The organism is Sphingomonas oryzagri, assembly GCF_029906645.1.
Taxonomy (GTDB): domain Bacteria; phylum Pseudomonadota; class Alphaproteobacteria; order Sphingomonadales; family Sphingomonadaceae; genus Solisphingomonas; species Solisphingomonas oryzagri.
On sequence record NZ_JARYGZ010000001.1, the window covers coordinates 389787 to 411324 of the forward strand.

At 67.0% G+C, this 21538-nt stretch carries 24 protein-coding genes; 14 read left to right on the forward strand and 10 right to left on the reverse strand.

Annotated features, from left to right (window positions below; all coding sequences use genetic code 11):
* Positions 1-10 precede the first annotated feature (10 nt).
* The 4 genes from QGN17_RS01870 to parE form a co-directional block, all read right to left on the reverse strand.
* Positions 11-616, reverse strand: a complete 606-nt coding sequence (locus QGN17_RS01870; RefSeq protein ID WP_281042821.1) for a GntR family transcriptional regulator — start codon at positions 614-616, stop codon at positions 11-13.
* Between the two features lie 50 nt (positions 617-666).
* Positions 667-2559: an NAD(P)/FAD-dependent oxidoreductase gene (locus tag QGN17_RS01875; protein WP_281042822.1), complete on the reverse strand. Its 1893-nt coding sequence runs from the start codon at positions 2557-2559 to the stop codon at positions 667-669.
* A gap of 99 nt (positions 2560-2658) precedes the next feature.
* Positions 2659-3204 carry a HutD/Ves family protein gene (locus QGN17_RS01880; protein WP_281042823.1) on the reverse strand — a complete coding sequence of 182 codons (546 nt, stop codon included), beginning with the start codon at positions 3202-3204 and terminating at the stop codon, positions 2659-2661.
* Positions 3205-3233: 29 nt separating this feature from the next.
* Entirely contained in the window at positions 3234-5219 is a 1986-nt protein-coding gene (gene parE, locus QGN17_RS01885; RefSeq protein WP_281042824.1) for a DNA topoisomerase IV subunit B, read from the reverse strand.
* A gap of 134 nt (positions 5220-5353) precedes the next feature.
* Here parE and QGN17_RS01890 point away from each other — a divergent pair, with 134 nt between their 5' ends.
* Positions 5354-6055: a hypothetical protein gene (locus tag QGN17_RS01890; protein WP_281042825.1), complete on the forward strand. Its 702-nt coding sequence runs from the start codon at positions 5354-5356 to the stop codon at positions 6053-6055.
* A 37-nt stretch (positions 6056-6092) separates the two neighbouring features.
* Here QGN17_RS01890 and QGN17_RS01895 read toward each other — a convergent pair whose 3' ends face one another.
* Positions 6093-6794 carry a GcrA family cell cycle regulator gene (locus QGN17_RS01895; RefSeq protein ID WP_281042826.1) on the reverse strand — a complete coding sequence of 234 codons (702 nt, stop codon included), beginning with the start codon at positions 6792-6794 and terminating at the stop codon, positions 6093-6095.
* 91 nt (positions 6795-6885) lie between these two features.
* On the opposite strand from QGN17_RS01895, the gene QGN17_RS01900 reads away from it, so the two are divergent.
* Positions 6886-7698, forward strand: a complete 813-nt coding sequence (locus QGN17_RS01900; RefSeq protein WP_281042827.1) for an ABC transporter permease — start codon at positions 6886-6888, stop codon at positions 7696-7698.
* A gap of 10 nt (positions 7699-7708) precedes the next feature.
* Here the strand turns inward: QGN17_RS01900 and QGN17_RS01905 are convergent, their stop codons facing one another.
* Positions 7709-8356, reverse strand: coding sequence for a hypothetical protein (locus tag QGN17_RS01905; RefSeq protein ID WP_281042828.1), 648 nt, complete (start codon positions 8354-8356; stop codon positions 7709-7711).
* 169 nt (positions 8357-8525) lie between these two features.
* On the opposite strand from QGN17_RS01905, the gene QGN17_RS01910 reads away from it, so the two are divergent.
* The 5 genes from QGN17_RS01910 (at position 8526) to queE (ending at position 13272) form a co-directional block, all read left to right on the forward strand.
* A complete protein-coding gene (locus QGN17_RS01910; RefSeq protein WP_281042829.1) occupies positions 8526-9710 on the forward strand; it encodes an aspartate aminotransferase family protein in 1185 nt (394 codons plus the stop codon).
* Positions 9711-9820: 110 nt separating this feature from the next.
* Complete coding sequence (gene argF / locus QGN17_RS01915) at positions 9821-10750, forward strand: ornithine carbamoyltransferase (protein ID WP_281042830.1); 930 nt, start codon at positions 9821-9823, stop codon at positions 10748-10750.
* A gap of 154 nt (positions 10751-10904) precedes the next feature.
* Complete coding sequence (gene hslO, locus QGN17_RS01920) at positions 10905-11804, forward strand: Hsp33 family molecular chaperone HslO (RefSeq protein WP_281042831.1); 900 nt, start codon at positions 10905-10907, stop codon at positions 11802-11804.
* A gap of 129 nt (positions 11805-11933) precedes the next feature.
* Positions 11934-12632 carry a 7-cyano-7-deazaguanine synthase QueC gene (gene queC / locus QGN17_RS01925; protein ID WP_281042832.1) on the forward strand — a complete coding sequence of 233 codons (699 nt, stop codon included), beginning with the start codon at positions 11934-11936 and terminating at the stop codon, positions 12630-12632.
* A 10-nt stretch (positions 12633-12642) separates the two neighbouring features.
* A complete protein-coding gene (queE, locus tag QGN17_RS01930; RefSeq protein ID WP_281042833.1) occupies positions 12643-13272 on the forward strand; it encodes a 7-carboxy-7-deazaguanine synthase in 630 nt (209 codons plus the stop codon).
* Positions 13273-13353: 81 nt separating this feature from the next.
* Here queE and QGN17_RS01935 read toward each other — a convergent pair whose 3' ends face one another.
* The 3 genes from QGN17_RS01935 to petA are packed head-to-tail and all read right to left on the reverse strand — an operon-like array spanning position 13354 to position 16109.
* A complete protein-coding gene (locus QGN17_RS01935; protein ID WP_281042834.1) occupies positions 13354-14208 on the reverse strand; it encodes a cytochrome c1 in 855 nt (284 codons plus the stop codon).
* Between the two features lie 18 nt (positions 14209-14226).
* Positions 14227-15504 (reverse strand): cytochrome b, encoded by a 1278-nt coding sequence (locus tag QGN17_RS01940; protein ID WP_281042835.1) that lies wholly within the window; start codon positions 15502-15504, stop codon positions 14227-14229.
* Between the two features lie 11 nt (positions 15505-15515).
* Positions 15516-16109, reverse strand: a complete 594-nt coding sequence (gene petA, locus QGN17_RS01945; RefSeq protein WP_281042836.1) for a ubiquinol-cytochrome c reductase iron-sulfur subunit — start codon at positions 16107-16109, stop codon at positions 15516-15518.
* A 201-nt stretch (positions 16110-16310) separates the two neighbouring features.
* On the opposite strand from petA, the gene QGN17_RS01950 reads away from it, so the two are divergent.
* From QGN17_RS01950 to QGN17_RS01960, 3 genes are read left to right on the forward strand one after another with little or no spacing between them, the layout of a single operon-like run.
* Complete coding sequence (locus tag QGN17_RS01950) at positions 16311-16760, forward strand: tRNA (cytidine(34)-2'-O)-methyltransferase (protein WP_281042837.1); 450 nt, start codon at positions 16311-16313, stop codon at positions 16758-16760.
* Positions 16757-17611, forward strand: coding sequence for an oxygen-dependent coproporphyrinogen oxidase (gene hemF, locus QGN17_RS01955; RefSeq protein ID WP_281042838.1), 855 nt, complete (start codon positions 16757-16759; stop codon positions 17609-17611). Before QGN17_RS01950 ends, hemF begins: the two co-directional genes overlap by 4 nt.
* Positions 17608-18207 (forward strand): GNAT family N-acetyltransferase, encoded by a 600-nt coding sequence (locus tag QGN17_RS01960; RefSeq protein WP_281042839.1) that lies wholly within the window; start codon positions 17608-17610, stop codon positions 18205-18207. The genes hemF and QGN17_RS01960 overlap by 4 nt, the downstream gene beginning before the upstream one ends.
* On the opposite strand, the gene QGN17_RS01965 is transcribed toward QGN17_RS01960, so the two are convergent.
* Positions 18171-19037, reverse strand: coding sequence for a hypothetical protein (locus QGN17_RS01965; protein ID WP_281042840.1), 867 nt, complete (start codon positions 19035-19037; stop codon positions 18171-18173). The two genes, QGN17_RS01960 and QGN17_RS01965, sit on opposite strands and share 37 nt — an antisense overlap.
* Between QGN17_RS01965 and lipB the strand changes: the two genes are divergently transcribed.
* The 4 genes from lipB (at position 19036) to QGN17_RS01985 (ending at position 21534) form a co-directional block, all read left to right on the forward strand.
* Entirely contained in the window at positions 19036-19707 is a 672-nt protein-coding gene (gene lipB, locus QGN17_RS01970) for a lipoyl(octanoyl) transferase LipB (protein ID WP_281042841.1), read from the forward strand. The two genes, QGN17_RS01965 and lipB, sit on opposite strands and share 2 nt — an antisense overlap.
* An 80-nt stretch (positions 19708-19787) precedes the next feature.
* A complete protein-coding gene (locus tag QGN17_RS01975; RefSeq protein WP_281042842.1) occupies positions 19788-20033 on the forward strand; it encodes a hypothetical protein in 246 nt (81 codons plus the stop codon).
* 221 nt (positions 20034-20254) lie between these two features.
* The gene (locus QGN17_RS01980) at positions 20255-20935 is read left to right on the forward strand and encodes a hypothetical protein (protein ID WP_281042843.1); all 681 of its coding nucleotides are present in this window, start codon (positions 20255-20257) and stop codon (positions 20933-20935) included.
* 59 nt (positions 20936-20994) lie between these two features.
* A complete protein-coding gene (locus QGN17_RS01985; RefSeq protein ID WP_281042844.1) occupies positions 20995-21534 on the forward strand; it encodes an adenine phosphoribosyltransferase in 540 nt (179 codons plus the stop codon).
* The last annotated feature ends 4 nt before the right edge of the window (positions 21535-21538 follow it).

Here is a 21538-nt window from a genome sequence, read left to right on the forward strand (position 1 = left end):
CGCCCTTTTTTTATTCCTCGACGTCGATCAGTCCGCGCCCGTCGCCGATATCGGCGCGGATCGCGTCTGCCAGACCCGCCGCATCGCCGCGCACGATCGCATCCAGCGCCTGCTGGTGCTGATCGACCAGCCGCGCCGTGCCGACCCGCCCGTAGACCACCCGCATCAGCGGGCCGAAGCGCATCCACAAAGTCTCGATCATCCGCGTCAGCACGCCCTGGCCCCGCGCGCGATAGATCAGGAAGTGGAAGGCGTAGTTGTTTTCCATGTAGCTGTTGACGTCGCCGCTCTCGATCGCGGCATCGATCGCGGCGTCGGCGGCGCGCAGCTGACGGATCAGCTTGGCGTCGATGGCGGGCAAAGCGAGCGCCGCCGCCTCCGGCTCCAGCAGCAGCCGGCAGTGCATCACCTCTTCGAGCAGCTCGGGCGTCATCACCGGCACGATGATCTTGCGCTTGGAGCGTATCTCCACCGCGCCCTCTGCGGCGAGGCGGGAGAGGGCGTCGCGCACCGGCATCTGGCTGACGCCCAATTGCTGCGCGAGGCCGCGTGTCGAGATGCCGAGGCCCGGCGCGATGCGGCCGGTGATCAGGCGCTGGCGCAGTTCGTCATACACGCCGGCGCGGAGCGTCGCCTCGCCTTCCTGCTCCTTTTCCTCGGTCTTGCTCAGCTCAGCAGCTCCCCTACGGCGCGGTGCGCCTGGTCGATCGCCACGCTGGTATAGGCGCCGCGCCCGGAATCCGCATTGGCAATCGCGATGCGGCCGAATCTTTTGCGCGCGATCACATTGGGTTGCTGATCCTCCGGCAGTACCGGCTCCCACAGCGGATTGAATTCGGGCGCATAGCCGTGCGGCCAGCGGTTGACGGTGATGCCGGTGATGTCGCGATCCGGATCGAAGCCGCCGCCCGCCAGCGCACGGCCCATCTCGTCGCGGATATGATGCTCATATTCCTCGAACGGCGTCTGGAGCAACGCCATGCGGCCGGCACGGTTCTGGTCGAATTCGGGCAGGCCGGGCTGGCAGGGGACATGCTCCAGCCGCACGATCGTCGGCTTGGAGGGATCGCGCGGCGTCGCATAGCCGCCGACGTCGACCACCTCGTTCAGCCCGTAATCGGTAAAGTAGCAGCCCGGCGCATAGACACGGTTGATCTTGAGCCGGTCGAACGCCTGCCAGTTGGCCAGCTCAACCGAGGTGTAGACGAGCGGTGCCTTCACCAGATCGTGCAGTGCGGCCTTCTGCGGGTCGGGCAGTTCGGGCACGATATAGGGGATCATCATGTTCCAGCTGGCCATGATTACCTGTTTTGCGCGGACCATTTTCAGATCCATGCCGGTGACGTAGGTCACCTGCACCTCGCGTGCCGTGTCGGGCGATCCGAGATGGTGCACCGCCAGCGCGATCGACGAGAGGCGGATGCGGACGGCATGTTCCGGTCGGTCGAGCTGGCTGTAATCGGCCTGCGCCAGCACGCTGTCGGACGCATCCTTGCCTGGCAGCGCCTCGGGGATCAGCGAGCGGACCAGCAGGCGCGCGATGGTGGCGTTGCCGTCCGGGAAATGGAGCGTGTAGCTGCCCCCCGTCTCGGCATAGCCATAGGGCGTGAAGCCCATCCGCGCGATGCCGCCTTTTTCCAGCTTCAACCCCTCGAAACCGGGGAAACCCATGCCCCAGGCATCGAGCGCTGTGATCGCATCGATCCCCACGCCCCACCAGCCCTGCGAGCGCGGCTGGAAATAGGCGAGCGCCTGCGGATCGGCCTTGGCGTAATCGGCCAGATAAGCTTTGTAGGAGATGCGGCTGAGCTTGTCCTTCATCTCGGCCGAGGAGAGGCCAGGCATCCACGCCTCGCCGCCGCTTTCGATCGCCGCGATATTGCGCTTGGCCTCGTCGGAGAGCGGTGCCTTGGCGAGCAGATCCGGCCAGGGCGTCGCCTTGGTGCCGACCGCCAGATGGTCCGCGCCGAAGGTCTGCTTGTCGAAGAAGATGCCGTGGCCGAGGCCGCGCGAGGCGTAATAGCCTTCCTTCTCGATCCCCTTCATCGCCTCCACGTCGAGGCCGATCGCCTTGAGCAATCCGTCCGCCTGCGGGCTGTAGGGATAGGGGCTGTCGATGCCGAGCGTGCCGCCGTTGCACAGCAAAGTGGGCGATCCGGCCGGGCGGAACTCGTTGCGCTTGGCATGGCCGCCAAAATCGTCGTGATTTTCGAGGATCAGGATGCGGGCGTCGGGCTTGGCCTGCCGGAAGAAATGCGCCGCCGACAACCCGCTGATGCCGCCGCCGACGACGACCAGGTCGTAGCGTTCGCCGGTGTCGACCGGATTGCCCTTGCCCGGATGCCCGCCGTCGCGCAGCACATGCGCCTGCTCGAACGCGCCGGGGTGCGATCCACGCAGGCCCGTGCGGAGCGGGGGATAGGTGGCGGCGAGGTCGCTCGCCGAGGCGGCGGCGTTGCCGGCGGGCGAGCAGCCGGCCAGCAGGCTCGCGGACGCGAGGCCGGCCGCGCCGACCGCCACGCCATTCACGAAATCGCGCCGGGTGATGTCTCTCGCCATGTAAGCCCCCGCAGCCGGATACTGTCATGGACAATCTAAGATCACAGATTGAGGCGAGTCAAATGCCGATCGTGGGCTGCGGAAGTCGGCACGGGCAGGTCAACCGTCTGAGGGAGGCGTCCTGCGGCTCAGCAACCGGATTTCGATCGCGGAGAGACCGTCGAACGGATCATCCATGCCAATCTCGCGGATCAGGTCGCCGGATCGGAGGTGGAGGCGCGGCCCTTCCTGCATGGCGACGAACATGTGAGGCTGTTCATCCTGCCATGGGGCCGGACGGATGGGTCGGGGGGCGCCCACCTCCTGACGCCAATCGCGCGCTGTCGCCATGACGTTGAGAACGTGCATGGGGGTGGCACCGACGATCGCCGATACGGCCTCCTCGCCGTCGAAACGCAGGATCGTACCCGGCTCGACATCCACCAACCGGCCCGAGACCCGCAGGACACCGACGCCGGCCAGGCCGACGAGCGTGCGTTCCACGCCTGGAAAACGCGAAAACGGGCCGTCCCGCGCGATCGTCGCCACGCTGATGCGCCAAGCGAGGCCCTGATCGCCTGGCGGTGCGGCGAGCAGTTCCCGCGTCGTGCCGCCGCCATTCTTCCACGGCATGTCGGGCTGGTCGGCGACCCGTATGATCTGCACGTCATCCCCTTCGCCGCGCCGGCCTTCGTTCAGGCGTCGATCTCTTCCCCGTCCACCCGCGCCGCATTCTCCTGAATGAAGGCGAAGCGGTGGGCCGCTTCCTTGCCCATCAGCCGATCGACCAGATCGCGCACCGCCGCCCGTTCTTCATATTCCTGCGGCAGCGTCACGCGGATCATGCCGCGCGTCGCCGGGTCCATCGTGGTTTCGCGCAGCTGCTGCGGGTTCATCTCGCCGAGGCCCTTGAAGCGCGCGACCTCGACCTTCTTGCCCTTGAACGGGCCGGCCTCGATCCGCGCGCGATCCTCGTCGTCCCTGGCGTAGAGGCTCTTGGCGCCCGCCGTCAGCCGGTAGAGCGGCGGCTGTGCGAGGAACAGGTGCCCCTTGCGCACCACGTCGGGCATCTCCTGGAAGAAGAACGTCATCAGCAGCGTGGCGATGTGGGCGCCGTCGACGTCGGCGTCGGTCATGATGACGATGCGTTCGTAGCGCAGCTGGCTGGCGTCGCAGCGCTCGCGCGTGCCGCAGCCGAGCGCCTGGATCAGATCGGCGATTTCCTGGTTCGCCAATATCTTGGCGCTGTTCGCGGACGCGACGTTGAGGATCTTGCCGCGGATCGGTAGCACCGCCTGCGTCTTGCGGTCGCGCGCCTGCTTGGCGGAGCCGCCGGCCGAATCGCCCTCGACGATGAACAGCTCGGTGCCTTCGGGCGAGTCCGAGGCGCAGTCGGTCAACTTGCCGGGAAGCCTGAGCTTCCGCCCGGAAGTGGCTGTCTTTCTTTTGACGTCGCGCTCCGCTTTCCTGCGGAGCCGCTCGTCCATGCGATCGAGCACATAACCGAGCAGCGCCTTGCCGCGATCCATGTTGTGGCTGAGGAAATGGTCGAAATGGTCGCGCACCGCTGCCTCGACCAGCCGCGCGGCGTCGGGCGAGGTGAGGCGGTCCTTGGTCTGGCTCTGGAACTGCGGGTCGCGAATGAAGACCGAGAGCATCAGTTCGGAGCCGGTCATCACGTCCTCGGGGGCGATGTCCTTTGCCTTCTTGTTGCCGGTGAGGTCGGCGAAGGCGCGGATACCCTTCACCAGTGCGGCACGCAGGCCCTGTTCGTGGGTGCCGCCATCGGGCGTCGGGATGGTGTTGCAGTAATAGCTGTACGATCCGTCCGAGAAGAGTGGCCAGGCCACCGCCCATTCGGCCGAGCCCATGCCGTCGGCGAAATCCTGCCGGCCGTTGAAGAAGTCCGCCGTCGCGCACTCGCGCCCGCCGACCTGTTCCTTCAGGTGATCGGACAGGCCGCCGGGGAACTGGAACACCGCCTCGTGCGGGGTGTCGTCGGTGAGGATCGCGGGATCGCACTTCCAGCGGATCTCGACGCCCGCGAAGAGATAGGCCTTGGATCGGGCGAGGCGGTAGAGGCGTTGCGGCTTGAACTTCAGCTCGCCGAAAATCTCGACGTCGGGCACGAAGCTGACCGAAGTGCCGCGCCGGTTGGGCGCCGCGCCTACCTTTTCCAGCGCGCCTTGCGGATGCCCGCGCGAGAAGCGCTGCTGGTACAGTTCCTTGTTGCGCGCGACCTCGACCACCGTCTCGACCGAGAGCGCGTTGACCGCGCAGACGCCGACGCCGTGCAGGCCACCCGACGTCTGATAGGCACCGCCGGAGAATTTGCCTCCGGAGTGGAGCATCGTGAAGATCACTTCGAGCGCCGACTTGCCCTTGTGGCGGGGGTGCTCGTCGATCGGGATTCCGCGCCCGTTGTCGATCACGGTCAGGCGGTTGCCGGCGCTCAGCGTCACCTCGATGCGGGTGGCGTGTCCGGCGACGGCCTCGTCCATCGCATTGTCGATCACCTCGGCGGCGAGGTGGTGGAGCGCGCGCTCGTCCGTGCCGCCGATATACATGCCCGGCCGCCGCCGGATCGGTTCGAGACCTTCGAGCACCTCGATCGAGGAGGCGTCATAGCCTTCGTTGGAGGAGCGGGGCGGGGGCGTGAAGAGATCGTCGTCGTTGGCCATCGTGCGCCAGCATAGACGGGCGAGGGCGCCCACGCCAAGCGGGGTGTGCTTGGTCCGTTCCGGATGCGGTTTCCGACTTTCGGTTACCTGCCGCTCACCATGCCACGCGCATCACCGGCGCGGGAGGTTCGGCTATGTTGGTGAGGGACGAGGCGCCGGTATGCGGCAAGATGGGCGTGCTCGCTGCGGCGGGCGCGGCGGGCGTGGTAATGGCGGCGTGGATGCGCCTGGCATCCGGCGGCGCGCCGGGATGGCCGCTGATCGTCGCGATCTGGCTGGCGGCGGGCGCGATGATCATCGTGCTCTGTCGCACGACGATGCCGGCGCAGTTGCGCGGGCCGCTGGTGCTGGCGCTGATCGCGACGATGTTCTTCGGCGTCGCGCGCGGAAACATTTTCGGGGTGCACGCGGTCGGCGATCAGGTGGCGCAGGGCGTCGATCAGGCGTCGGCGGCGCGTGGCGCGATCGACAGCTATGCGACCGGCGTGGCGCCGACCCCGCAGGCGGGCGAGGGTGGCGCGGAGGTCGCGCTCACTGCCGGGCGCAACGGAGGCGGCGACTGGGCGCGAGACATCGATACCGCGTGGCGGGATCGGATCGGTGGTGTCGGGGCGCGCGACATCCGCATCGACGGGTGGGTGGACGAGGAGGGGGAGGCCGACGGGCTGACCCGGATCGCGGTCGACTGGGGCGTCACCCACGGCTTCGCCAGCGCGCATTGCGGACGGACCAGCAGCGCCGGTCGCGATCGCGCGACCATGATCGATGCCGTCGCCGAGCCGATGGTGCAGGCGGTGGAGCGTACGATGCGCGAGGGCAAGGCGAACTGCCCTTAACCTGAATCCTCCCCCCTGGCGGGGGAGGACCAAGTCATCAACGCACGCGCGGGCCGCCATAGGGCAGCGGCGGCGGCGGGCGCCGGTCGCGGCGCGGCATCTGGGCCTGATAGGCCTGGCCGCAATGCTGCACGCAATAGGGGAAGCCGGGGTTCACCGGATCGCCGCAGAAGTGGAAATCCGGCTCGCCCGGATGGCCGAGCGGCCACTTGCAGATGCGATCGTTGAGTTCCAGCAGCGAGGTCTTGTCGGCGATCTCGGGCGCGGGCTTGGCCGGCACCAGACGGCGCGGCGGAGCCGGCGGGATCGGCGACTGCTGCTCGCCCGGCTGCTGGCGCTGGAAACCGCCCGGGCCGATCGAGCGATAGACCGGCTGGTCGGCGCGCGGCTCGGCCGGTGCCGGGGCGGCAGCCGCGGGGACCGGATCGGGACGGGGGGGCGGCGCGGGGGGCGGCTCGGGCGCCGCGGCGACCGGGCGCGGGCGAGGCGCCTCGACCTTTTCCACCTTCTCGACCTTCGGGGCAGGCGGCGGCGCAGCCTCCTTGGGCGCGGCCGGCGCGGGCGCCGCATCGTCATTGCCCTTCACGGGCGAGGGGCGGCTTTCGAGGCCCAGGCGGTGCGCCTTGCCGATCACCGCGTTGCGGCTGACGCCGCCCAGCTCATCGGCGATCTGGCTGGCGGTGAGGCCCTGTCCCCACAGGCTCTTGAGCTTGTCGATCCGCTCGTCCGTCCACGACATCGTTCGTTTCTTCTCCGTATCCCTTGCGGGGGCGGCACCGGAGGCTTAGGTCGCAGCCATGCTCGACCAGCCCCACAACGCCACGCAGCCCATGATCTCCCCCCCGGGCGTGCCCGTGATCAAACAGGTCAACTGGGGAGGATTGCGCACCCTCTATGTGAAGGAGGTGAGGCGCTTCTTCAAGGTCCAGCTTCAGACTGTGTGGGCGCCGGCCGTCACGACGCTGCTGTATCTGGTGATCTTCACGGTCGCATTGGGCGCGCGGGCGGCGGTTCCGGTGGGTGGCACGACCCGCCCCTTCGCCGATTTCATCGCGCCGGGCCTGATCGTGATGGGCATGATGACCAACGCCTTCGCCAATTCCAGCTTTTCGCTGCTGGTCGGCAAGCTGCAGGGCACGATCGTCGATTATCTGATGCCGCCGCTCTCCTCGTCGGAGCTTCTGGCGGGCCTGTCGCTGGCGGCGGTGACGCGCGCTTTCCTGGTCGGCGGCGCGCTGTGGATCGCGATGCTGTGCTGGCCGGGCGTGCATGTCGCCATGGCCAATCCGCTGGCGGTTTTGTGGTTCGGCCTGATGGGCTCGCTGCTGCTCACTTTCCTGGGCGTGCTGACCTCGATCTGGGCGGAGAAGTTCGATCACGCCGCCGCCGTCACCAATTTCGTGGTGCAGCCGCTCGCGCTGCTTTCCGGCACCTTCTACTCGGTGGACAAGCTGGCGCCGACGTTCCGCCTGATCAGCCACTTCAACCCGATCTTCTACGTGATTTCGGGCTTCCGCTACGGCTTCCTGGGCGTCGCCGATTCGCCGGTGGCGTTCGGGGCGGGGCTGCTGTTCGTCATCAACGTCGCGATGGGCGTGCTCTGCTACACGCTGTTGCGCCGGGGCTGGAAGATCAAGAACTGACCAGTACGCGTCAGGGGCAGGATGCCAGCGCGCTCGGGTGGGCGCGCAACGCCGATCCCGTCAGGATGCGTATGGCGGACCCGGACTGTTCCTGAAGCACCCACAGGCAGAAGGGCGGGTAGTGGCCCCGCGGTGTTTTCTTCAGCAGCGTCTGGTAGTCCGCGTCGGTGATTTCGACCTGCGTTTCCCCGGCGTTGAATGGATCGATCGAGGCGTATTTCGCCGTCCCGCGACCGGCTTTCTGGAAGGAATCGACGTCATAGGGTTTCGGCGTGCCGACCGGCGCGCGCCAGTCGAAGGCGTAGAGATCCGCGAGGCGCCACGCGAAATGCCCGCCGATCGCGCCGTTGAGCGGGGCGAAGATGAGCGAGAAGAAGGCGAACGTGCCGATGCTGCGCCCCCAGCCGGGGCGACGCGGCGACATGCGGGTGAGCACCATGAAACAGGCGCCGATCGCGAGGCCGCCCAGCACGCCGATCGCGATCCCCATATCCCGCACGGCCGGCGAAATGGGCGTGATGAGCACGGTACGCGTCGTGTTGATGTCGATGGCCGCGAGGGGAAGCGGCGCCATCAGCGCGAGCATGGCGATGTTGATCCGCCTCGGCGCACCCGCCCGCCCGAAATAGGCATCCCCGAGAGTCGTCGCTTTCGCCATCGTGCGGACCATGCCGATCGCCGGTAAACGCCCCGTTACGCCCGGATCCGGCGGGGTTGTCGGATGCCGATCGCTCCAGTAAGGAGCCTTCCCCAGACAGGCGGCCCCACGGTCGCCTTTTTGCTTTCCCGGAGCTGTTCTCCACAACGACAAGAAGGAGTGCTTTGCCATGACGATCACGCCCCTCATGCCCGTTTATCCGCGGTGTGGCGTGCGTCCGGTCCGAGGCGAGGACGCCTATCTGTTCGGCGAGAATGGCGAGCGCTATCTCGATTTCGCCAGCGGCATCGCGGTGAACCTGCTCGGCCACGGCCACCCCGCCTTCACCAAGGCGGTGCAGGATCAGGTGGCGACGCTGATACACGTCTCCAACCTCTACGGCTCGCCGCAGGGTGAGGCGTTTGCCCAGCGGCTGGTGGACAATACCTTCGCCGACACGGTGTTCTTCACCAATTCGGGCGCGGAAGCGGTGGAGTGCGCGATCAAGACCGCGCGCCGCTATCATTTCGCCAAGGGCAATCCGCACAAGAACACGCTGATCTGCTTCAACAACGCCTTCCACGGGCGGACGCTGGGCGCGATCTCGGCGACCAATCAGGAGAAGATGCGCGACGGCTTCGAGCCTTTGCTGCCCGGCTTCAAATATGCGCCGTTCGACGATCTCGAGGCGGCGCTGGCGCTGGTCGACGACAACACCGCCGGCTTCCTGGTCGAGCCGGTGCAGGGCGAGGGCGGCATCCGCCCGGCCTCCAAGGAGTTCCTGGAGGGCCTGCGCAAGATCTGCGACGAGCGCGACCTGATGCTGGTGCTGGACGAGGTGCAATGCGGCGTCGCGCGTACCGGAACGCTCTATGCGCACGAGCAGTACGGCATCGTGCCGGACATCATGGCGTCGGCCAAGGGCATCGGCGGCGGCTTCCCGTTCGGCGCCTGCCTCGCCACCGAGAAAGCGGCGGTCGGCATGGTGATCGGCACCCACGGTTCCACCTATGGCGGCAACCCGCTGGCGATGGCGGCGGGCCAGGCCGTGTTCGACGTGATCCTGCAGCCGGGCTTCCTGGAGCAGGTGAAGACGACCGGTGAGCGCCTGCGTGCGACGCTGGAGCAGCTGATCCCGAACCACGATCACCTGTTCGAGAGCGTGCGTGGCATGGGCCTGATGCTCGGCGTGAAGATGAAGTCGGACAGCCGCGCCTTCGTGGCGCACGCCCGCGACAAGCACGGGCTGCTGCTGGTCGCGGCGGGCGACAATGTCGTGCGCGTGCTGCCGCCGCTCATCATCGAGCAGAGCCATATCGACGAGTTCGCCGGGCTGATGTCCGAAGCGGCTCGGAGCTACACGCCGCCGGCGTGAGTCTAACCAAGCGCAATATCCGTTCGGGCTGAGCGTAGTCGAAGCCCATGCGCAGCCGGTGGCTGCACTTCGACTACGCTCAGTGCGAACGGACGTGGGATGTGAAAGCCATGACCATCCGCCATTTCCTCGATTTGTCCGATGCCGGTACCGCCGCGATTGCCGCGATGCTGGCCGATGCCAAGGCTCGCAAGGCGGCCCGCGCGACGCTGCCGAAGGGCGCCCCCGATCCCGATCGCCCGCTCGAAGGCCGCACGCTGGCGATGATCTTCGAGAAGAACTCGACCCGCACCCGCGTGTCGTTCGACATGGCGATGCGCCAGCTCGGCGGCACGACGCTGATCCTCGACGCGGGCACCACCCAGCTCGGCCGGGGCGAGACGGTGGCCGACACCGCCCGCGTCCTCAGCCGCATGGTCGATGCGATCATGATCCGCACCGACGATCACGCCAAGATCGTCGAGATGGCGCGGTACGCCACGGTACCGGTGATCAACGGCCTGACCGATGCCTCGCACCCCTGCCAGATCATGGCGGACATGCAGACTGTGATCGAGCGGCGCGGATCGCTCGCCGGATCGAAGTGGGCGTGGTTCGGGGACGGCAACAACGTGCTCCACTCGATCATCGAGGCGGGCAGCCTGATGGGGTTCGAGGTCGTCGCGGCCTGCCCCGAGGGCTATGATCCCGATCCAGACGTGATCGGCACAGCTACCAACCGGGGCGGCAAGGTGACGCTGATCCGCGATGCTGCCGAGGCGGTGGCGGGTGCCGACATCGTCGTCACCGACACCTGGATCTCGATGGGCCAGAAACATGCCGAGGCGAAGCTCGCCGCGATGATGCCCTATCAGGTGACGACCGGGCTGATGGCGGGCGCCAAGCCCAACGCCACCTTCCTCCACTGCCTCCCCGCGCATCGCGGCGAGGAGGTGGTGGACGCGGTGATCGACGGCCCGCAGTCCGCGATCTGGGACGAGGCGGAGAACCGGCTCCACGCCCAGAAGTCCGTTTTGCTGTGGTGCTTCGGGGAGCTGTGAGTGGACATTCCGGCGCTCGCTTCCAATATCCGCTGTAACTTCCCCTAACCCGTTCGTCCTGAGCGAAGTCGAAGGACGGGCTGCAAGCCACGTTGCTTGAGGCCCGCACTTCGACTTCGCTCAGTGCGAACGGATGGGATATTGGGATTTTGCCATGACCACCGAAACCGCCACGCTCGACACCGCGCTCGGCTTCACCATCGCGTCGCGCCATGCGCGCGGCCGCCTGGTGCGGCTGGGGCCGGCGCTCGACACCATCCTCGCCGCCCACGCCTACCCGCCTGCGCTCGCGAAGATGCTGGCCGAAGCGCTGGTCCTCGCGGCCCTGCTCGGCTCCACGCTCAAGAACGAGGTGGGCCAGCTCACCCTGCAGGCGCAGACGCAGGGCGGTGCCGTCGACCTGCTCGTCGCCGATTATAAGGGCGGCGAGATGCGCGGCTACCTCCGCTTCGATGCCGACAAGGTGGCGGAGATGCCGGCCGAGCCGTCGCTGTTCGCGCTGTTCGGCAAGGGCTATCTGGCGATCACTTTCGATCAGGAGACCACCGGCGAGCGTTATCAGGGCATCGTGCCGCTGGAGGGCGGGTCGCTGGCCGATGCCGCCCAGCATTATTTCGCCCAGTCCGAGCAGATTCCCAGCCTCGTCCGCGTCGCGGTGAAGACGCGCGAGGACGGGACGCACGTTGCAGGCGGCATCCTGATCCAGCATCTGCCCGAAGGCGAGGAAGGGCGCGAGCGGCTTCACACCAAGCTCGATCATCCGGAATGGCAGCATGTCGAGGCGTTGGCTACCACGGTGCAGGCCGACGAACTGACCGACATCGGCCTCGGCCTCGACCAGCTGCTCTGGCGGCTGTTCCACGAGGAGGAGGAGGTGCGCATCCTGCCGGTCGCCTCGCTGTCGCGCGGCTGCCGCTGTTCGCCCGATCATATCCAGTCGGTGATCGCCCGCTTCCCGCCCGAGGAGCGCGCGCAGATGGCGGACGAGAACGGACTCGTCCATGTCGATTGCGAATTCTGCGCGAAGAGCTTTCCGGTCGCGCTGCCGGCGTGACTCTCCCCTTCCTGAAAGGGAGGGGGCGGGGGTGGGTTCGCCCGAGGCGGACGGAAGCTCGATCCGGAAACGAACCCACCCCAAACCCCTCCCTTTCAGGAAGGGGCTTTCTGGAGTAGCGCAGCGAACATGACAGATACCAACAGCAACGGCGCGCGCCGGGCGGTCGTCCTGCTTTCGGGCGGGCTGGATTCGATGGTGACCGCCGCCATCGCGAAGGAGCAGGGCTACAAGCTGCTCGCGCTCACGGTGAACTACAACCAGCGCCATCTGGTCGAGCTGGCGTCCGCGCGTCGCATCGCCGCCGCGCTGGAGGCCGATCGCCATATCGTGCTGCCGATCGACCTGCGCGCCTTTGGCGGATCGTCGCTCACCGACGATATCGACGTGCCGAAGGAGGGTGTGCAGCCTGGCATCCCCGTCACCTACGTGCCGGCGCGCAACACCATCTTCCTGTCGCTGGCGCTGGGCTGGGCGGAGGCGTGCGACGGGCGCGACCTGTTCCTGGGCATCAACGCGCTCGATTATTCGGGCTATCCCGATTGCCGGCCGGAGTTCGTCGAGGCGTTCGAGAATCTCGCGGCGAAGGCCACCAAGGCGGGCGTCGAGGGCGATCGATTCAAGGTCCACGCGCCGCTCCAGCACATGACCAAGGCGGACATCGTGCGCGAGGCGGCGCGGCTTGGGCTGGACGCGGGCATGAGCTGGTCCTGCTACGATCCGCAGGGCGGCCAGCATTGTGGCCTGTGTGACAGCTGCCGCCTGCGCATCAAGGGGTTCGAGGAGGCAGGCCTGCCGGACCCGACCTCCTACGCCACGAGCCCATGATCCAACGACCATGAGCTTCGCCGTCAAGGAGATGTTTCTCACCCTGCAGGGGGAGGGGATCAATGCCGGCCGCCGCGCCGTCTTCCTGCGTTTCGCCGGCTGCAACCTGTGGTCGGGCCGCGAGGAGGACCGCGCCACCGCGCAATGCACCTTCTGCGACACCGATTTCGTCGGCATGGATGGCGAGGAGGGCGGTCGCTACGATCTCGACGCGCTGGTGGCGAAGGCGGTCGCCTTGTGGGGTGACGATCCGCGCGGGCGGCTGATTGTGATGACCGGCGGCGAGCCAATGCTCCAGGTCACGGACGATCTGGTCGATGCGCTGCACGCCGCCGGATTCGAAGTGGCGATGGAGAGCAACGGCACGATTCCTGCTGCGCCGGGTATCGACTGGGTGACGATCAGCCCCAAGGCGGGAACCGAGGTGGTGCAGCGATCGGGTGCCGAGCTGAAGCTCGTCTGGCCGCAGTCAGGCGTCGATCCCGAGGTCTTCCGCGACTGGGCGTTCGATCACTTCCTGATCCAGCCGATGGACGGCGCGCATCGCGAGGCATGGCGCGCCGAGGCGCTGCGCTACGTGATGGAGCATCCCGGCTGGCGGCTCTCCGTCCAGACCCACAAGATGATCGGTATCCCCTGATCCGGTTGCCGCGCTGATCCCGAAACGAGAAGGGCCGGCTCACCTCGCGGTGGCCGGCCCTTCCTGTTTCTGGCGAAGCGATCAGTGCTTCTTGCCGTGCCAGATGTTCCGGTAGGCGCCGAAAGCCAGCAGCGTGGCGATCACCAGATAGCCGAGTACGACGAGGCCGAGCGAGTGGCGCTGGTTGAGCTTCGGCTCGGCGGCCCACATCAGGAAGGCCGAGACGTCGGTCGCCATCTGCTTCTTGGTCGCGACCGTGCCGTCCGAATAGGTCACCTGCCCATCGGCGGCGAGCGGCGGCGGCATCGCGATGTTGAGGTTCGCGAAATAGGGGTTGAAGTGCAGGCCGGTCGGCACCGTGAAGTCGGGGAACTTCTTCTTCAGCTCGGCCGGCACGTCCTCGTAGCCCGTCACGATCGACTCGATATAGGCCGGGCCACCCTCGCGCGCCTTGGCCAGCAGAGACATGTCCGGCGGCAGCGCGTTGTTGTTCGCGGCGCGCGCGGCGGTCTCGTTGGCGTAGGGACCGGGGATGAAGTCCGAAGGCAGGGACTTGCGGGTCGCAGGCTCGCCGGTGTCCGGGTTGATCGAGGGGGTCTCGGTCGCCCAATTCTTGGCGATCGCCTTCACCTCGGGCTTGGAGAAGCCGATCCCTTCCAGGTCGCGGAAGGCGACGAGGCGCATCGAGTGGCAGGCCGAGCAGACTTCCTTGTAGACCTGGAAGCCGCGCTGCAGCTGCTGGTTGTCATACTTACCCAGCGGCCCCTCGAAGCTGTAGTGGACGTCGTTCGGCTCCTTGTGGAAGCCGCCTTTTTCCTCGGACGCGGTGGGCAGCGGCGCGACGGGATCGCGCGGCATCGCGAAGGCGATCAGCAAGGCCGCCACGAAGGCGAGGCCGACCAGCGGAGCGATCAGGGGAGCGAAGAAGCGAAGCATGGTCGTTCGGTCTCCCTATCAGGCGACAGCCGGAGCGGCTTCGGGGTCGTGACCAAGCACGGCCTCGGTGATCGAGTTGGGAAGCGGCAGGGGCTTCTCGAACTTGGCGATCAGCGGCACCAGGATCAGGAAGTGGAAGAAATAGTAAGCGGCGCAGAACTGCCCGATGCGGACATAGGGTTCCTCCGCCGGGCTCTTGCCGACCCAGCCGAGCACCAGCACGTCGGCGACCAGCACCCAGAAGGCGATCCGGTACATCGGGCGATAGTTGGCCGAGCGGATCGGCGAACGATCGATCCACGGCAGGAAGAAGAGGAGCGCGATCGCCGAGAACATCGCGACCACGCCCCACAGCTTCGCCGGGATCCACAGGAAGTTCACCGTGAAGGCGCGCAGGATCGCGTAGAAGGGCCAGAAATACCATTCGGGCACGATGTGCGCGGGCGTCGTCAGCGGGTTGGCCGGGATATAATTGTCCGGATGGCCGAGCGCGTTCGGCGCGAAGAACACCACGAGCGAGTAGCAGATCAGGAAGACGCCGAGGCCCATCCCGTCCTTCGCCGTGTAATACGGGTGGAACGGCACGGTGTCCTGCGGACCCTTCACATCGACGCCGGTGGGGTTGTTGGAACCCGGAATGTGCAGCGCCCAGATGTGCAGGATGATCACCGCGGCGATCACGAACGGCAGCAGATAGTGGAGCGAGAAGAAGCGGTTGAGCGCAGCATTGTCCGGCGCGAAGCCGCCGAGCAGCCATTGGCGGATCGGCTCGCCAACCACCGGGATCGCCGAGAAGAAGCCGGTGATCACCTGCGCGCCCCAGAAGCTCATCTGGCCCCACGGCAGCACGTAGCCCATGAAGGCGGTCGCCATCATCAGCAGGAAGATCACGACGCCGAGCAGCCACACCATCTCGCGCGGGGCCTTGTACGATCCGTAATAGAGGCCGCGGAAGATGTGCATGTAGACGACGATGAAGAAGAAGCTGGCGCCGTTGGCGTGCATGTAGCGTAGCATCCAGCCCGAATTCACGTCGCGCATGATGTGCTCGACGCTGTCGAACGCCACGGTGCCGTTGGCGGCATAGTGCATCGCCAGGATGATGCCGGTGACGATCTGGATCGTCAGCGCGAAACCGGCGAGAACGCCGAAGTTCCAGAAATAGTTGAGGTTGCGCGGCACCGGATAGCCGGCGCCCACCGCGTTGTAGACGAGGCGCGGCAGCGGCAGCTTCTCGTCCAGATAGCGCATCAGCGGATGCTTCGGCGCGTAATGCTCAGCCCAGGGGAAGCTCATCTGTTCTTACCTCAACCGATCTGGACAGTGGTGGGCGACTTGAACGCGTACTCCGGCACGAAGAGGTTCTTCGGCGCCGGCCCGCCGCGGATGCGCGCGGCGGTGTCGTACTGCGAGCCGTGGCACGGGCAGAAATAGCCGCCATAAGGGCCGCGATTCTCTTCCGGCGAGATGCCCAGCGGCACGCAGCCCAAGTGGGTGCAGACGCCCAGCGTGATCAGCCAGTTCTTGTGGCCGGGCTTGGTACGCTGCTCCAGCGTCTCGGGATCGCGCAGCGAGGAGACGGGAACGGCATCGGCCTCCGCAATCTCCTTGGGGGTCAGGTTGCGCACGAACACCGGCTGCTTGCGCCAGGAGACCTTGATGCCCGATCCGGATTCGATCTTCGAGATGTCCACCTCGATCGAGGCGAGCGCCAGCACGTCCGCCGACGGGTTCATCTGGTTGACCAGCGGGATCAGCACGGCGGCACCGCCCACGCCGGCGAAGGCGACGGCGGCGATGTTCAGGAAGTCACGGCGGCGGGGGCCTTGGCCCTCGTCATGTTCCGGGCCGATGACCGGGGGGCGCTCATTGGGATCTTCGTGATTCTCTGGCGTCGCCATGCAGTCAACCCTCGGCAGTGAGACCTTGTCCCTGCCTGGAGGATGGACCCCGAAAACCGGCGCTTTGACCCCCAAGCCTAACCACGCACCGGTGTTCCCCGGTTACGCTGTCCGGCGTGATAGCGTCGCTTCCGCAGGTTTGCCAACCACCTTTTCGTGGCGCTTGCGAAACAGGGGGCGAATGGCCTAGCGGGCGGGGCCATGCGGTTCGCGCTCTTCCAGCCCGAGATTGCCGGCAATGTCGGCGCCGTCCTGCGTCTGGGCGCATGCCTCGGCATGCCGGTCGACGTGATCGAGCCGTGCGGCTTCGCTTTCTCGGATCGGGCGATGGCGCGATCGGGCATGGACTATGCCGAGCGCCACGCCGCCGTCCGCCATGCCGACTGGGATGCCTTCCTGCGCGCGCGGACCGGCCGGCTGCTGCTCTTCACGACGAAGAGCGCCATTCGCCTGCCCGAAGTCGTGTTTCAGCCGGACGACGTGCTGCTGTTCGGCTCCGAAAGCTCGGGCGCGCCGGACTACGTGCATGACGTGGCGGACGTGCGCGTCCGTATCCCGATCGCCGCCGACGCGCGATCGCTCAACCTGTCCACCGCCTGCGCGATCGCTGCCGGCGAGGCGCTGAGACAGACCGGAGGCTGGCCGACATGATGGATCTCGATTCGGAGCAGCAGGCGGCACGCACCTGGTTCGAGAGGCTGCGCGACCGCATCTGCGCCGCCTTCGAGGCCATCGAGCAGGAGGTCGGGTCGACGGCGGCCTTCGAATATACCCCATGGGCGCGGGTGGATTCGTCCGGAGCCGACGGCGGCGGCGGGGTGCGTGGCGTCATGAAGGGCCGCGTGTTCGAGAAGGTGGGCGTCAACGTCTCGACCGTCGGCGGCGCGTTCGAGGGCGAGTTCGGCAAGACCATCCACGGCGCCGGCGACGATCCGCGCTTCTTCGCGACCGGCATCAGCCTCGTCGCGCACATGGCCAATCCGCACGTGCCCGCCGTCCACATGAACACGCGCTTCCTCGTCACCACGAAGCGCTGGTTCGGCGGTGGGGCGGACCTCAACCCGCCGATTCCCTATGCCGAGGATACGGCCGACTTCCATGCCGCGTTCAGGGCGGCGTGCGACGATCACGCGCCGGTCGGCGACTATCCGCGCTTCTCGAAATGGGCGGAGGACTATTTCTTCATCCCCCACCGGCAGGTGGCGCGCGGCGTCGGCGGTATCTTCTACGATCATCTGGATGCGGAAGGCGCCGCCTTCGATCGCGCCTTTGCCTTCACCCGCGCGGTGGGCGAGGCGTTCCTCGCCATCTACCCGCAGATCGTCCGCCGCCGGCTGGGCCTGCCCTTCACGCAAGCCGAGGAGCGGCAGATGCTGGCGTGGCGCGGCCGCTATGCCGAATTCAACCTCGTCTACGATCGCGGCACGCTCTTCGGTCTCAAGACCGGTGGCAATATCGACGCGATCCTGATGAGCCTGCCGCCGCGCGCGGTGTGGGAGTGAGCCTCACCGCCGTCTCGCCCGGCGAGATCGCCACCATCGTCACCTCGCTCCAGATGCTGGAGCGGCCGAAGCCGCGACCGATGGCGCCATCGAACCTCCGCCTCGATCGCTGGCGCGAGCCGTCGCCCGATCGCTATCGGACCCTGTTCCGTCGCGTCGGCGAACCATGGCTGTGGTTCTCGCGGCTGGTGATGGACGAGGCCCGGCTGATCGCGATCATCCACGATCCGGCGGTCGAGATCTACGCCGTCACCGACGCACGCGGTATCGAACTGGGGCTGCTGGAGCTGGACTTCCGCGAGGCGGGTCAGGCCGAGCTGTCCTTCTTCGGCCTCGTCCCGGAACTGACGGGGCAGGGCGAAGGGCGCTGGCTGATGGGGCACGCGCTGGCGCTGTGCTGGCGCAAGGGCATCGAGCGGGTGTGGGTGCATACCTGCACGCTCGACCATCCCAGGGCGCTCGGCTTCTACCGCGCGCAGGGTTTCGTGCCTTATGGCCGCGCGGTGGAGACCTTCCCCGATCCGCGCGTCATCGGCGTGCTGCCGGCCGAGGCCGCGCCTCACGTTCCGCTGTTGTCGGCCTCCAGCCGGCGGTAGAGCAGGGCAACGAAGACCGTCCAGGTTCCGACCATGCCGGCGACGATGATGCCCATGCAGACGAACGACAGGACGAAGCCGATATTCTGATTGCCGGACAGCGCACCGACGAGCCGGGTCACCGCGCCGATCGGGATGAGCAGCACGATCAGCGTCACCACCACCGCGAGCAGCATCACGAAGCGGAGCGCCAGCAGGCGGACGTAGCAGAAGCGAGTCAGTGCGAAGGCGCGCGTCACTGACGCCCAGGACGATTGCGGCCGTTCGGCGACCACCGCCCAGATCGGCATCACGCGCACGAACACCCAGATCATGAAGGCTACGCCGGCGAGATAGACCAATGTCGAGATCGGCCCGGCGCCGCCCTCCGCCAGATCCGCGAGGGCGAGCGGGATGCTGAGCGCGACCTGAAGGCCGACATAGAAGGCCGCCAGGCCCAGGCCCGCCGGTATCCGCCGGATTGCGATCGCGATGCTTTCGCGCACGCTGATATTGGGCGTCAGCACCAGCGCCGAGACCGCGAGCGAACCCAGCATCGACACGAAGAGGCATGGGATCACCCAGAACATCCACGGCCCCGGCTGCAGCTTACCGGTGATCGCACTGTCCGCCGGCACCGCGAGCAGCAGCGCGACCATCGGCAGGCCGAAGCCCAGCAGCGACAGCGGCGCCACCAGCGACAGTTCGGCCTTCAGAAATGCCACCGTCTCTTCCCAGACGGCGCCCAGCGACAGGTTGCTCTTGCTCATCCTGCGCCCTGTAGCACGGCGGCGCGCGGCGCCAAGCGGCTTGATCGCGCGGGCCTCCCACGCCATCTGCACATCCGACATGCTGAGCGACGACATCGAATGGCGGGTTTCCGAAGGCCTGCTCCCTTATCCCGAGACGCTGGCCGAGATGGAGGCGCGTGCCGCCGCCGTCCGCGAAGGCAGGGCGCGCGAACTGGTCTGGCTGCTCGAGCACCCGCCGCTCTACACGGCGGGCACCAGCGCCGTGGCGGAAGACCTGATCGTGCCGGATCGCTTTCCGGTCTATCCGGTGGGGCGGGGCGGCAAATATACCTATCACGGCCCCGGCCAGCGCGTCGGCTATCTGGTGCTCGATCTCGACAGGCGCGGCCGCGACGTACGCTGTTTCGTACACAAGCTCGAAACATGGCTGATCGGCGCGCTTGCCGATCTGGGCGTCGAGGCGTGGATCGCGGAAGGCCGCGTCGGCGTATGGACCGAGGCGCACGGGCGGGAGGCCAAGATCGGCGCGATCGGCGTACGCGTGCGGCGCTGGGTCACTTTGCACGGCTTCTCGGTGAACATCGCGCCCGACCTTTCGCACTTCGGCGGCATCGTGCCGTGCGGCCTGCCGGACTATCCGGTGACCAGCCTCGCCGATCTCGGAAAGGTTGCCGGGGTGAAACAGTTTGACGCTGCGCTGCGATCCGGGTTTGAAGCCTTCCTGTCCGGCCTTGGTGGCGCCTGTGCGTCGCCTGGGGCCGACGCCTGATTTTACCCGGCAACATTTTACCCGGCAACATTTTACCCGGCAACATTTTACCCGGCAACCGAACCGCAGGAACCGAACCGATGCGCACCCTCTCCAAGATCGCCACCTCCACTGTCGTCATCGCCGGCGCGCTGCTGGTCGCCGCCTGCGGTCACAGCGACAACACCGCCGCCACCGACACGAACATGACCAACATGGACACGATGGACAGCTCGGCCGGCATGACCAACGACGCGAGCGCGCTCGATGCGACCGCCAACGACGCGACCGCGCCGGCGGATGCCAATGCCGCCGCGCCGGCGGAGAATGCCTCCAACGCCATGTAACACGCACGCCGATGCGTGCCGATTTGCGGGGCCGACCGGTTCGCCGGTTGGCCCCGTTTCGCATCCGCAACGTGGTTTTCCACAGTTTTGCGTCGCCTGCTGCGCAGCATTGGCGGAACATCTTGCGGGCGATCCGCGATTGGTTAAGGCTGCATGCAGGTGAAAGGCGCACTGATGGCATGCAGCGCGCGGCCCGATGGGCATGTCGGAGAGGTTGATTGATGAAGCTCGCTTCGCGCCGTGTTTCGGCGGCGCTGCTCTGCATGGCGGGGATGCTTTCCACCTCCGCATCGGCCCAGCTCTATTGGGAATCGCCCGATTTTCGCGGTGCGCCGGTGACCGGTGCCGAACCCGGCATCGTCATCCCGCTGCCCGGTGCCACGCCGCAGGAGGTGAATGCCGAGCTGGTGTGGACGCTGCGCGCCGGTCTCAACTTCGCCGCTCTCCAGTGCCAGTTCGCGCCGTCGCTGATGGTGGTCGCCAACTACAACCAGTTGCTGGTCCACCACAGCAAGGAACTGGCCAGCGACTACAAGATCCTCCAGGGCTATTTCAAGCGGACGGCGGGCAAGAAGGCGCCGCAGAACGCGATCAACGCGGCGTTCGACAGCTTCAATACCCGCTCCTACAGCAGCTTCTCCACGGTCTATGCACAGCGCGGCTTCTGCCAGACGGCCTCGCGCATCGGTCAGGCCGCGCTGATGGAGCCGAAGGGGTCGCTGCAGGTCACCGCGCACAACCGCCTCCGCGAGCTGCGCAACAGCCTGAAGCCCGCCGGCGACATCGACAATCACTATGCCGCGCCGGTGCTGCTCAGCGTCGGGCCGCAGGTGCCGGCCTTCCCGCCGCAATGCTTCGACAAGAAGGGCGAACTCAAGAAGAAGTGCATGGGCAAGGACTGATGCTGGCCCAGGCCCGAAACGGTCTTTCCTTTCGGGCCTGACCCTGCGAGGAGGCGCGCATGACGCAAGCGAACGCCGATCTCGCCCAGCTTATCCGCACGATTCCGGACTTTCCCAAGCCCGGTATCCAGTTCCGCGACATCACGACGCTGCTGCTCGATGCCAAGGGCTTCCATGCCTCGATCGAGCGGCTCGCGGCGTCGGCGCCCGACGATTTCGACCTGATCACGGGAATCGAGGCGCGGGGCTTCATCTTCTCGTCCGCCATGGCGACGCAGACGGCCAAGGGCCTCGTGCTCATCCGCAAGGACGGCAAGCTGCCCGGTGCCACGATCGGGGTGGACTATGCGCTGGAATACGGCACCGACCGGGTCGTGATGCACGAGGATGCCTGCGTGCCTGGCCAGAAGGTGCTGCTGGTCGACGATCTGATTGCCACCGGCGGCACCGCGCTCGCCGCCGTCCGCCTGCTCCGTCAGGCCGGCGCCGAGGTGGTCGGCGCGAGCTTCGTCATCGACCTGCCGGACCTCGGCGGCGCCGACAAGCTGCGCGCGGCCGGTGTGCCGGTGACGACGCTGGTCGCGTTCGAGGGCGATTGAGAGG